Annotated in this window: 9 protein-coding genes; 6 read left to right on the top strand and 3 right to left on the bottom strand. The window is 62.2% G+C overall.

The genetic code is table 11. The features are described from left to right. From WC509_08890 to serS, 3 genes are all read left to right on the top strand, one after another. Positions 1-1101: AAA family ATPase (locus WC509_08890; protein ID MFA5007557.1), on the top strand; the 1101-nt coding region annotated here is incomplete at its 5' end. Between the two features lie 133 nt (positions 1102-1234). Beyond that, on the top strand, positions 1235-2749 hold the full coding sequence (locus WC509_08885) for an SGNH/GDSL hydrolase family protein (protein MFA5007556.1): 1515 nt from the start codon (positions 1235-1237) through the stop codon (positions 2747-2749). A 282-nt stretch (positions 2750-3031) separates the two neighbouring features. Next, positions 3032-4318 carry a serine--tRNA ligase gene (gene serS, locus WC509_08880; protein MFA5007555.1) on the top strand — a complete coding sequence of 429 codons (1287 nt, stop codon included), beginning with the start codon at positions 3032-3034 and terminating at the stop codon, positions 4316-4318. A gap of 62 nt (positions 4319-4380) precedes the next feature. Here serS and WC509_08875 read toward each other — a convergent pair whose 3' ends face one another. Further along, positions 4381-6075: a ribonuclease J gene (locus WC509_08875; protein MFA5007554.1), complete on the bottom strand. Its 1695-nt coding sequence runs from the start codon at positions 6073-6075 to the stop codon at positions 4381-4383. A 178-nt stretch (positions 6076-6253) separates the two neighbouring features. On the opposite strand from WC509_08875, the gene recU reads away from it, so the two are divergent. The 3 genes from recU to WC509_08860 all read left to right on the top strand — a co-directional run bounded on the left by recU (position 6254) and on the right by WC509_08860 (position 9724). Beyond that, positions 6254-6838: a Holliday junction resolvase RecU gene (gene recU, locus WC509_08870; protein MFA5007553.1), complete on the top strand. Its 585-nt coding sequence runs from the start codon at positions 6254-6256 to the stop codon at positions 6836-6838. A gap of 219 nt (positions 6839-7057) precedes the next feature. Next, the gene (locus WC509_08865; protein MFA5007552.1) at positions 7058-8101 is read left to right on the top strand and encodes an SGNH/GDSL hydrolase family protein; all 1044 of its coding nucleotides are present in this window, start codon (positions 7058-7060) and stop codon (positions 8099-8101) included. 204 nt (positions 8102-8305) lie between these two features. Next, complete coding sequence (locus tag WC509_08860) at positions 8306-9724, top strand: HAD hydrolase family protein (protein MFA5007551.1); 1419 nt, start codon at positions 8306-8308, stop codon at positions 9722-9724. Between the two features lie 115 nt (positions 9725-9839). Here WC509_08860 and WC509_08855 read toward each other — a convergent pair whose 3' ends face one another. Together WC509_08855 and htpG are read right to left on the bottom strand one after the other, a co-directional pair. Continuing rightward, a complete protein-coding gene (locus WC509_08855) occupies positions 9840-11414 on the bottom strand; it encodes an amidohydrolase (protein ID MFA5007550.1) in 1575 nt (524 codons plus the stop codon). 126 nt (positions 11415-11540) lie between these two features. Next, positions 11541-13246: molecular chaperone HtpG (gene htpG / locus WC509_08850; protein ID MFA5007549.1), on the bottom strand; the 1706-nt coding region annotated here is incomplete at its 5' end.

Genomic DNA, 13246 nt, shown 5'->3' with positions numbered 1-13246 from the left:
ACCGGCAAGACGACGATTGCGATGCTCGTCGCCGAGCATTTCCCGCTGAACAACTACAAGTTCAACGCCTCGACCGACACCAAGGCGACGCTCAAGGAGATCGTCGAGACGACGAAGCTCTACGGGTCGATCCTGCTCGTGATCGACGAGATTCACCGCATGAACCGCGACATTCAGGACTACCTTCTGCCGTTCGTGGAGTCGGGTCGGGTCGTGATGCTCGGCCTCACCACCGAGAACCCCTACATCGCCTGCAATCCCGCGATCCGCAGCCGCGCCACCATCTTCCGCCTGGAACGGCTTTCTTCCGCGGAAATCCGCGTCTATCTCGAGAAGATCGACCTTTCCTTCTATGAAAAGGAACTGACGATCGGGAAGGACGCCTACGACTACCTCGCGACCGCGGCCAACGGCGAGATCCGCACCGCCGTGAACATGCTCGAGATGATCGCGATCCAGGCCGAACCCGGTCAGGCGGTGGACGCCGCGTTCGCCGTCGCCGTCGTCGGGAAACCTTCCGTCTCCGTCGACAAGAACGGCGACGACTACTACGACATCCTTTCCGCCTATCACAAGTCGGTGCGCGGTTCCGACGTCGACGCCGCCCTCCACTACCTTTCGCGTCTGATCGTCGCCGAAGACCTCGAAAGCCTCCTGCGCCGCATCAGCGCGATCGTCTACGAGGACATCGGACTCGCCAACCCGGCGATGGGATCGCATGTCGCCGCCGCCTGCGACATCGCCCGACACATCGGCTTCCCGGAAGCGGTGAACGCCCTCGGGGCGATCACGATCGAGATGTGCATCTCGCCGAAGTCGAACGCCGCCCATCTCGCCGTCAACGCTGCCCTCGACGACGTGAAGAGCGGTAAGACCCCGAAGGTCCCGTCCCACCTCGTGAACAATCCGACCTACGACGACAAGAAAAAGTATCGGTACGCCCATGACTTCCCCGGCCACGTCGCCCCCCAGCAGTATCTTCCCGACGCGCTCAAGGACGCCGTCTACTACAAGCCGCAGACGCACACGAAGATGGAAGCCGCCTTCGCCGAACAGCACGCGGCCAATCTCAGGCTCATCCGCGGAAAACGTTCCGAATGACGTCGAAACATCTTGCGACAGATAATATCTATATAATATAATATATACAGTATATCTAGCGAACCAATGTGAAACGCGCGCCCGGCCACGCCCGGGCGCTTTGCCTGAAGACGTTCCGCCGGAGGGATTCACGATGAAGAAGTTCTTTCTGAGCCTTGCCCTGATTCTGCTTTTCCTCGCCGTCGCCGCATGCGACGCGACCACGACGACCGCCCTGACCGCATCTTCGACGTCGGTCACGACCACCGTCACGCATCCGCCGTATCCGACCCCGACCGGGCTTTCGGTCACCGACAACGTCGTCGCCTTCGACGCCGTCGAGAACGCGAGCCAGTATCAGCTGTCCGTCGAGGATGCGGACGGCGTCGTCCGCCAGTACCTCGTCGCGTCGGGTTTCGATTTGTCCCTGATCCTCGACTACGGCACCTACACCTTCCGGATCCGCGTCGCCGCCTCATCGGGCTACTCGGCCTCCGAATACAGCGACCCGGTGGTCGCCGAACTCGTCGACATCAACGCCATCAGCCTGTTATCGGAGGACGCCATGAACGATTTCCGCTACATCACCTGGATCGGCCGCACGCGCTACGACGATCTTTCCAAGACCCATGCCATGTTCTATACCGCGAGCGGCTTCGAGGTCGGGTTCTACGGCACCGGCGTGACCGCCGTGTTCACCGCCCAGAATACCGACATCCTGTCGAAACGTCCCCATCTCGTCATCTTCGTCGACGGCGAGGAGAACCCGTACGCCGGCAGCGTCGTGCGGTTGAGTTCGGCGACCCAGACCGTCACGCTCGTCTCGGGGCTGACGGAAGGATACCATACCGTCAAGGTGCTCAAGCGGAGCGAGGCGCTCGAAGGCGACATCGCCCTCAAGAGCATCTCCACCGACGGCCGCTTCGCATCCCCCGACGAGACGAAGGACTTCAAGATCCTCTACATCGGCGACTCGTCGATGACCGGCTACGGCAATCTCGCGACTTCCGTCGGCACAGCGAAGACCACCTCGAATTCCGACGGTCTCCTCGACTTCGCCTACCTCTCCGCCTACATCCACGACGCCGCCTTCTCGATCGTCGCCTCGAGCGGCTGGGGCGTCTCGCGCGGCTGGAACACGCCCGGCGGCGCGATCGACGAGGTCGAGAACATGGCGAACGCCTTCGACTATCTCGCGATCGACGGCACGAACAAGGTCCGCACCGACTGGGGCCGCTACGACACGACCGACTTCGTGCCGGACGTGGTCGTCATCACCCTCGGCACGAACGACTTCAACGCCCCCTATTACGATACCATGACCGACGCCGACAAGACGGCCCTCCGAGACCGCTTCGTCGCCGATTACGTCGCCTTCCTCGTGCATCTGAACGACGTCTACCCGAACGTCCCGATCATCGTCGGCTACGGCATCATGGCCGATTCCTGGCGGATCGGCGCAAGCTGCCGCGCGGTCGTCGCGCAGGCGAACGCGGTCCTGGGCGGCCGCGTCCACGAGCTCGAGATGGTCGCCGCCGGGACGTCGTATCCGTTCGGATCGGACTACCATCCGCAGGCCGGAACCCACATCGCCGCGGCCGACCAGCTCGCAAACCTGATCGAAACCGTCACCGGTCACGAACGCGTCCGCGAGAACGTCATCCTCTGACCTGCGATTCGCCGGCGTCGCTTGACAAGAACGCCGCGCGCACGTATAATGATACCAAACGAAGACGGAGAACTGGGAATCTAAAGACGCTTCAGAAAGCCGGCGGTCGATGCGAGCCGGCGCGCGACGGTTCCGATCCATCTCCCGAGCGACGTCAAAACGTCCGCCGTCCGCGTTATCGGACCCAAGCGCCGGGGACTTCCCCGGAATGAAGGTGGCACCGCGATCACATCGTCCTTTACCCCATGGTAAGGGACGTTTCTATTCCAAGGAGGAATCGTCATGCTCGATCTGAACCGCATCAAGGAAAGCCCCGAGAAGATCAGGGAACTGCTTGCCCGCAAGGGCTGGGACGCCGATTTCGCCCCGCTGCTTGCGGATCTCGAACGCCGCAGCACCCTTCTGGTCTCGATCGAATCCGTCAAGGCCGAACAGAACCGCCTTTCCGCCTCCGTCCCCGCCGTCAAGAAGCAGGGCGGCGACGTCCAGGCGATCTTCGCCCGCGTCAAGGAACTCTCCGCCCAGAACGCCGCGGCCGAAGCCGAACTGAAGGACCTGCAGGCGACGATCGACGCCTTCGCCGCCGCCCTGCCCAACACCCCCGACGAGGACCTGCTTCCCGGCGGAAAGGAAAACAACATGCCGATCCGCACCTACGGCGAGAAGCCGGCGTTTTCCTTCCCCGTCAGGAACCATGTCGAACTGTGCGAGTCGATCGGTCTCGTCGACTACGCCCGCGGCGCCAAGATCTCCGGCTCCGGCACGTGGATCTACACCGACCTCGGCGCGCGGCTCGAATGGGCGCTCCTCAACTTCTTCGTCTCCGAACATCTCGCCGACGGCTACACGATGATCCTGCCGCCGCACCTGTTGAACGAGGAGAGCGGCTATACCGCCGGCCAGTTCCCGAAGTTCAAGAACGACGTCTTCTGGCTCAAGGGCAGCGATCCCGAGAAGTTCATGCTGCCGACGGCGGAGACCGCGCTCGTCAACCTCCACCGTGACGAGATCCTCGCCGCGGACGATCTTCCGCGGAAGTATTTCGCATACACCCCGTGCTACCGCCAGGAGGCGGGTTCCTACCGCACGGAGGAGCGCGGGATGATCCGCGGCTACCAGTTCAACAAGGTCGAGCTCGTGCAGTACACGACCGAGGAGAACTCCGACGCCGCCTTCGCGGAGATGGTCGGGAAGGCCGAGAGCCTCGTCAAAAAACTCGGGCTCCATTTTCAGACGTCGAAGCTCGCCGCCGGCGACTGCAGCCACTCGATGGCGCGCACCTACGACATCGAGGTCTGGATCCCGTCGATGGGAATCTACAAGGAAGTGTCGTCCGCGTCCAACGCGCGCGATTACCAGGCCCGCCGCGGAAAGATCCGCTACCGTGATCAAAAGACCGGCAAGACCCGTTTCTGCCATACCCTGAACGCCTCCGGGCTCGCGACCTCGCGCATCTTCCCGGCGATCGTCGAGCAGTATCAGCAGGCGGATGGATCGGTCCGGGTTCCGGACGTGCTCGTCCCCTTCATGGGCGGGATCACGGTCCTGATGCCGAAAACCAGAAAGTAGAAAACAAGCGCCGACATCCGGTCAACCGGGCGTCGGCGCTTTTGATTCGGTTTCGGGACGGATCAGAGGACCTTGCAGATCTTGTCGCTCTGGGTGTCGATGATGAGGGGAATCACGACCGGCTTGCGCTTCGTCTCCTTGTAGAGATAGTCGGCGACCTGGTCGCGGATCGATTCCTTGTACACGCGCCAGTCGATGTACTTGGCGGCGAACTGCTTGGCGGTGATGTTCTGGTAGATCGTCTCGATCTGCTTGATGACCTCTTCGTTGTCCTTCATGTACATGAAGCCGCGGGAAACGATCTCCGGCTTGTTCAGCATCAGACGTTCGCGTGCGTCGATGTTGGCGATGATCAGGAGGAAACCGTCCTGCGAGAGGAACTCGCGTTCCTTGACGACGGCGTCGTTCACGTCGGCGTCGAACGAACCGTCGACCATGATCGAGCCGTTCATGACGGTGTCGTGCTTCAGTTCGAGGACGCCGCCCTCGAAGGTGACGACCTCGCCGTTGTCGATGACGGGGACGTTCTCGGCGGGAAAGCCGTATTCGACCGCAAGGTCGGCCTGGGCCTGGAGATAGCGGTATTCGCCGTTGATCGGGATCACATATTTCGGCTTGAGGAGGGTGTAGAGGAGCTTGATGTCCTCCGTCGAGGCGTGCGACGGCGGCAGGACCTTCTTGTCGACCTTGACGAGCTTCGCACCGAGGCGGTAGATCGCGTCGTAGGTCTTCGCCGCGATCTTCTCGGTGCCGACGATCGGCGGACAGAGCATCAGGACGGTGTCCTTGGCGTTCAGATGGAGCAGTCGGTCGAACCCCTTCGTCATCCGCTGCAGCATGTAGAACGGCTCGTGGCGCTCGCCGGTGACGAGAAAGACGACGTCGGGCAGGTCGTTCTCGTTCTCTTCGTCGAGGTACTTCAGATTGACGAGGCGATCCTTGGGAATCCGGATGTAGCCCATCGTCTCGCCGATGTCGACCATCCGCTGCGCCTTGCGGCCGATGATCGAGATGTTCTTGCCGATCTTCAAGGCCTCGTCGATGACGCGCTGGATGTGGGCGATCTCGGTCGAGTACATCGCCACGACGGTCCGCCCCGCGGCGACCTTGAGGGTGTCGCGGATCGTCCGGATCAGATTGATGTCGGAAGTCGAGTGGCCGACGGTGAGGGCACCCGAGGATTCGCAGAGGAGGGCGAGGACGCCCTGCTCGCCATACTTCGAGAGCTTCGCGAAGTCGGTCTGGTAGAAGGCGCCGACGTTCTGATCGAAGGTGAAGTCGGTGGCGTACACGATGACGCCGTCGGATGTCGAAACGGCGATCCCGGAAGATTCCGGCACCGCGTGCGTGGTGGAATGAAATTGGATCGAAAACGACGGAAAGTCGATCGATTGGTCGCGATCGACGACGTGGAACGCATAGTCTTCGGGGTTCAGCCTGTTCTCCTTCAGCATGTCCTTCACGACCGCGATCGTGAAGCTGGTTCCGTAGACGGGCGCCGGGATCTGCCTAAGCAGCATCGGCAGCGCGCCGATGGCCTTGTCGTGGGCGTGGGAGAGAAAGACGCCGACGATGTCTTTTTTGCGGGATTCCAGATAGCTGATGTCCGGCACGATCGCGTCGATGCCGAGGAGGTCGCCGGACGGGTGCTTGAGACCCGCGTCCAGGACGGCGATCCGCCGGTCCACCTCGACGCAATAGAGATTCTTGCCGTTTTCCCCGAGACCGCCCAGCGCATAGAACTTGATCTGGCTCATGGTGTCTCCTTTCATGATGCGATGCGGTTGGTCCGATGGGATTATTATACGCCAAAACGGCCGTTTTGAAAACGGAAAAGTCGTTTTTTCACGATCGGTTCGGGAAACCGTCCGCTCTTTCAAGGAGCACGGGTCGAAAACCCGAAGGAATGTGGTAGAATAGGGATCGGTGATGCCCATGGTGAACTACCCGATCAAGAAGGCGACGCCGCAGAAGACGACCGTGTCGGTCGCCAACCGCGGTATGGACCTCGAGGAAGCGATCAACCAGACGAACGAATATTACGTCGCAAACGACGTCGCCCACATCTACAAGAAGCCGATCCCGATCCAGGTCGTCAAGGTGGACTACGAGCGCCGGAGCGCCGCCCGGATCTCCGAGGCGTACTACAAGATTCCCTCGACCACCGACTACAACGGCATCTACCGCGGCCGCTACATCGACTTCGAGGCAAAGGAGACACGGACCAAGACGGCGTTTCCGCTCAAGAACATGCACGAACACCAGGTGAAGCACCTCGAGAGCATCCGCCGCCACGGCGGCATCGGCTTCATCATCGTGCAGTTCACCCTCCTCGGAAAGGTCTTCCTGCTCGACGCCGAGTACGTCACGGCGTTCTGGAAGCGCGGCGAGGAAGGTCGCCGGTCGATCGCGCTCGAGGATTTCGAGAAACTGGGACGGCAGATCCCGGAAGGATACGTCAAGCGGCTCGACTACCTCAGGGTCGTGGATGAATACTACTTCCCGAAACCGGCCGAATGAACCGAAACGAAGGAATATCCGTCAGGATATTCTTTTTCGTCTCGACCGACCGGTCGGATTGACGGCGGAGCGTTGCTTTCGGAGCCCGACTTGTGCTATGATGGATCAAGGCGCTAGGATCCGATGCGTTCATGGGGACGCGTTGCGGAAACGACGGACCGCCAATCGGATTTTCGCCCTATGCCATGAAGCCACATTCTCCATGAGGAGTCGCTCGCGATGGAATACAGGAACATCGACATCCACAACATCGGTCACATCGAACATCACGATCGGGGCATCACCTGGCTCAGGGTCCCCCGGCACGTCTACGACGCGCTGGAGACCGACATGGGTCGATCCATGGCCAGAAACGCCATCGGCGTCGAACTGCGGTTCGTCATCCATAGCGGGCAGGCGAAGATCACCCTTCAGTCGCTCTCCGACCCCCGGTTCCTGACCACCCTCCATACGTTCTACGGCGGCGTGCAGGCCGGATGGGACGGGCATGAGATGAACAGCCACATCCCCGTTCAGCCGACCGAGTTCGTCTTCTCCCGACCGGCCAACGTCGATGTCCTGCGGGACGTCTCGAAACGGGCGGGATCGGAGTGGAATCCCGATGTCGTCCGCGTGATCCTCGAACGGGGCGACATCCGCATCCTCGACGTCGAAGGCGACGTCGTTCCGCCGGCAAAGCGCCAGCTGCCGTCCCGAACCCTTTTGACGTACGGTTCCTCCATCACCCACGGATCCAACGCCCTGTCGATCTCCTACGCGTGGCCATCGGTCGTCGCCCACCGGCTCGGGATGGATCTGCGCAATCTCGGCATGGCGGGCAGCTGCCGCATGGAGCCGGAGATGGTCGACTACATCGCCGCTCTCGGAGAAGCCGGCGCATGGGATATGGCCGTCCTCGAACTCGGCATCAACGTGCTCGACTGGGACGAATCCCTGATCCGCGAACGGGTGCGGCGTACCCTGTCCGAAATCGCCGGGCGCAATCCTCGGAAGCCGATCGTGGTCATCTCGCCGTTTTTCTCCGGCAACGACTTCCATCAGGGAGTCGAAGCCGCCCGTTGGCGCCGCCTGTTGCCTGCGATCGTCGCCGAGCGCAATGACCCGAACGTGCACTACGCCGACGGAACGGACCTGCTCGGCGACATGTCGCTCCTCTCGGCGGACGAAGTCCATCCCTCCATCCATGGCATGCAGCAGATCGCCGATCGTCTCTTCGACCATCTCGAAAACATCCTTCGCCGACCTTTTCGGGAAGCGGAATGAAGTACGCGTCCCGACCTCCGGCGGTGCCGAACGACGAAGGTTTCGACGCGTTTTTTCATGGGGTCCCCGGGAAGTTGCAACGATCGCGCACGCTCCGATCGAGACCGCATCGATTTCGCTTTACGCGCGCACGGGTTCGTTGTATAATCGTTACAGCAAGTCCGCGGAGGGCGTTCACGGCTTGAATCAAAGGGGATAGAATCCATGCTTCACATCGGTCTCAGAAACATCAAGACGGCCGCGGCGATCGCCGCCTGCCTCCTGGTCAACCTCGTCCTCGTCCTCATCGACAAGGACTTCGCGGCGACGTGGTTCTCGCCGTTCTTCGCCGGCATCGCCGCCGCCTATTCGGTCCAAAGCGACCATGACGCGAGCTTCCGCCAGGCGCGGATCCGTTCCGTCGGTTCCGTCATCGGCGGCTTCTACGGCCTCGCGATCGTCCTCCTCTACGAGGGATTCTGCGCCGCACCCGTCACCGCCGCGATCGGCGAAGGCGCCAACCTCGCCGTGTTCTATCTCGTGGTCACCCTCGCCGTCGTCCCCCTGATCCAGTTCACCGTCGTGACCAAGCAGACGCTCGCCACGTTCGTCGTCGTCCTGACCTACCTCTCGGTCACCGTCAGCACCCGCAACATGGGACTTCCGCCGTTCGAGTTCGCCGTCAACCGCATCGGTTCGACGATCATCGGATCGATGCTCGCATTCCTGATCGACTCGATCTCCTTCTCCCGCCGCCGCGTCAACCACGACCTTCTGTTCGTCTGCGGCCTCGACGGCGCGATCCTGAACCCGCAGGGCCAGCTCGACTCGTTCTCGAAGTACAAGCTGAAGCATCTGCTCCGTGAAGGCGTCGACGTCACGATCGCGACCACGCGGACGCCTGCCTCGCTCTTCTCCCTGTTTCAGGGCATCGACTTCCGGATGCCGCTCATCCTCATGAACGGGACCGTCGTCTACGACGCCCGGACGAAGACCTATTCCGAAGTCAAGGCGCTTCTTCCCGCCGCGCGCGACGGCATCGAGGCCTACCTCGATTCGATCGGGCGCGAGTGCTTCGCCTACGCGATCGTCGACGACCTCCTCGCGATCTACCACGGCGGCTTCGCCAATCCCGCCGAGAAGCGGTTCTACGACGACCGCAAGTTCGATTTCTTCAAGAACCACGTGAAGGGGAGGCCGGCTGCCGACGCGAAGGTCGTGTTCTTCATCCTGATCGACACGGAACAGACCGTCCGCGCGATCGCCGACCACATCCGCACCCAGGCGTTCGGCGGCGACGTGGTGATGAACGTCTACCCCTTCGACGACGTCGAGGGATACTGGTTCCTCAAGATCAACGGCATCTCCGCCTCCAAGGAACAGGCGGTCTGCCACCTCGTCACCTCGTTCGGGAAACAGAACGTGGTCGCCGTCGGCGGAAAGGCCTTCGACGTCCCGATGATGCAGATCGCCGACTACGCGATCGCGCTCGAGAGCGCCGATCCCGAAGCCCGCGCGGTCGCCGACCTGGTGATTCCCGGAAACGACCCCGACCAGATCCTGCGCGTGATCGACCGCATCCGCCGGATGCCTTCCCTCGACCGCCTGCACCGGGCGGCGTGGCGGAAGCATTCCCACGATTGACGAAAAGCAGAAACTCCAGCATCGACAAAGACGACGACCGCCCCACCGGCGGTCTTTTTCTTGCGATGAATCCGACGTAAGAAAAAGGCCGACGTCGACGTCGACCCGATTTCAATCAGAAAACGCGTTTTCCTCCGACGAAAGTCATTCGGACCGCCGGCAGTTTCCCACCGCCTTCGATCCGTTCGAACGCGTCCGGCGGGAGCACGGCGAAGTCCGCCCGCATCCCCGTCGCGATCGATCCCAGTTCGCGTTCGTCCCGGGTCTGGCGCGCGGATGCGACGGTATAGGCGCGGATCGCGTCCGCGACCGGCATCTTCTGGTCCGGGCGGTAAAGCCGGCCCGCCCGATCCGTGCGGCGGACGGCGGCGCGCAGGTTCTCGAAGGGGTTCGCGTCCTCGACGGGCGCGTCGGTGCCGAAGGCGACGTTGATCCCAAGGTCTTGCATCGTCTTCCAGGCGTAGCTTTTCACCGCCTTCGCGGCGCCGACGCGGGCTTCGACGACGGCCATGTCGGCGTCGATGAAGATCGGCTGGACGGCCGCGTACACGTCGAGGCGCGCCATCCGGGCGAGGATCGCGTCGGTCGTGATCTGGCAATGGATCAGCGCATGCCGGTGGTCGGGACGGGGCAGTTCGCCGAGGACCCGTTCGTAGACGTCGAGCGCCTGCGTCATCGCCCGGTCGCCGATCGCGTGCATCGCGACCGACATGCCGGCGCGATGCGCCGTCGCCACGAGTTCATGAAGCTCCTCGTCGGAATAGGTGAGGATGCCCGACGTCCCGGAATCGTCGGCGTACGGTGCGGACATCGCCGCCGTGCGGGCGCCGAGGCTCCCGTCGAGCAGGAGCTTGAGCGGACCCATCTTCAGGAAGTCCCCGTAGCGCCGGTTCGGATACCCCTTCGCGATGTAGTCCGCGAGCATCGCAAGCGTCGGCAGATGGCTCTGCGCGCGGATCCGGACCGTGAGGAGGCCTTCCTCCGCCAGTTCGCGGTAGACTTCGATCATGCGTTCGTAGTCTCCCGGGAAGGCGTGCGAAAGGTCGTCCGTCTGGACCGTCGTGATCCCGTCGCGGTTCAGAAGGCGCATCCCCGCAAGCAGAAGCCGCCGCACCTCCGCCTTCGTCGTCGGAAGCCGGTTCGAAAAGACGAGGTCGAGCGCCTTCTCCGCGAGGATCCCGTCCGCGAAGTCGATCGAACCGCCGTCGACACGCGTCGATGCGTCGATCCCCGATCGTTTCAGGGCGGGAGTGTTGAGGACGGCGACGTGGCCGCAGACGCGCGTGACGACGATCGGGATCCGGTCGTCGACCGCGTCCAGGTCGGCCCGCGTCGGAAAGCGGACGACGTCGAACCGGTTCTGGTCGAAGCCGCGGGCGAGCAGGAATCCGCCCGTGAAGCGGGGCGACGCGAGATGCGCGCGAAGGCGCTCCTGCAGTTCCGAAACCGATCGCACGCCCTGAAGGCCCGGCCGTTCGTTCATCAGTGCCATCCCGTAGAGGTGCATGTGGCTGTCGTTGAAGCCGGGGACGACGAGGGCGCCGCCGAGGTCGACCGCCGCGCCCCCGCGGTGACGGGTGCGCGCTTCGGTTCCGGAGCCGACGAACGCGAAACGTCCGTCCTCGACGAGGACGGCTTCGGCGAACCCTTCGCCGGTGAAGAAACGGGCGTTTTCGTAGAGGTCGGACATGGGATCCCCCGCTTTCCCGGATCGATGCTCGACGTCATTATACCGCATCCGGGCGGCCGCCGTCACGCGCTTCTCTCGAAAAAAGGAAAAACCGCGGCCCCTGGGGGTCGCGGTGCGTTCGATTCCTTATTCGGCCGCCTTGATCATCAGGCGGACCATCTTCTCGGCGAAGCCGACGGGGTCCTTGACGGCGATGCCCTCGATCAGGAGCGCCTGGTCGTAGAGGATCCAGGCGAAGTCGGAGAGGAGGTCGCCACCCTTCGCGTGGACCTTCCCGATCGCCTGAAAGAGGGGATGGTTCGGGTTGATCTCGAGGATCTTGTCGGCCTTCATCTCCTTGTCACCTGGCATCTGGCTGATGACCTTCTCCATTTCGAAGGAGAGGCCCTCGCCGGAGACGAGGCAGACGGGAGAGTCGGAGAGGCGGGTCGAGAGCTTGACTTCCTTGACCTCGTCCTTGAGGACGTCCTGGATCGCGGCGAGGAGGTCCCTGGATTCGTCCTCCTTGGACTTGATCGCTTCCTTCTCCTGTTCGTCGAGGAGGTCGAGGTCGCCCTGGTTGATCGACTTGAACTCGTGCTTGTCGTATTCGTGCAGGATCTGGATCATGAATTCGTCGACGTCGTCGGAGAGGACGAGGACGTCGTAGCCCTTCTTCTTCAGGATGTCCATCTGCGGCATGACCCGTACCTGGTTCTTGTTCGGGGCGGAGGCGAAGTAGATCTCCTTCTGGCCTTCGGGCATCTTCTCGACGTATTCCCTGAGGGTGACGCGTTTTTCCTGGTTCGCGGTGGAAAAGAGGATCAGGTCCTTGAGAAGGTCCTTCTTCTCGCCGAACTGGTCGTAGACGCCGTACTTCAGGTTGACGCCGAACTCACCCCAGAACTTCTCGTACTTCTCGCGGTCGTTCTTGAGCGCCTTCTCGAACTCCGCGAGGATCTTCTTCTCGAGGTTCTGGGCGATCTTCTTGAGCTGGCGGTCGTGCTGCAGGATCTCGCGCGAGATGTTGAGGGAGAGGTCGGGGGAGACCACGAGCCCCTTCACGAAGCGCAGGTAGTCGGGGACGAGTTCCTTGCACTTGTCCATCACGAAGACGCCCTTGGCGTAGAGCTGGAGGCCCTTCTCGTACTTCTCGGAATAGAGGTTGTAGGGCGCCTTGGCGGGCACGTAGACGATCGACTTGTAGGTGATCGCGCCCTCGACGTCGGTCCACACCGTGAAGGCGGGGGCGTCGTAGTCGGCGTACTGGGTCTTGTAGAACTGGTCGAGCTCGTCGTCCTTGAGCTCGGACTTGTTCTTGTTCCAGATGGGGGTCATCTGGTTCAGCGTCTCGCGCTCGACGACGGTGTCGAACTTGCCCTCGATCTCCTTGCCCTCGGCGTCCTTCTTCGGGACCGACTTCTCGCGGTCCATCCGGATCGGGTACTTGACGTAGTCGGAGTACTTCTTGACGAGGTGGCCGAGCTGCCAGTCGTCGAGGTAGGTCGAATACTTCTCCTCGTCCTCGTCCTTGCGGAGATGGAGCGTGATCTCGGTGCCGCGGGAGACCTTGTCGCACTCCTCGATCGTAAACGTGTCCTCGCCCTCCGAGATCCAGCGGTAGGCCTTCTCGGAATAGGGCGACTTCGATTCGACGACCACCTTCGAAGAGACCATGAAGGCGGAGTAGAAGCCGACGCCGAACTGGCCGATGAGGTCGGCCGAGGCGGCCTGCTTGTCCTTCAGGCTCTGGAGGAACTCGAGCGTGCCCGACTTGGCGATCGTGCCGAGGTTGTTCACCAGTTCCTCGTAGGTCATGCCCATGCCGTTGTCGGTGATCGTGATCGTCCGCT

The sequence above is a fragment of the Candidatus Izemoplasmatales bacterium genome, from assembly GCA_041649275.1.
Classification (GTDB): Bacteria; Bacillota_I; Bacilli_A; order Izemoplasmatales; family Hujiaoplasmataceae; genus UBA12489.
Note: the sequence above shows the minus strand (reverse complement) of the source record. Positions and strands in the feature narration are given on the sequence as shown.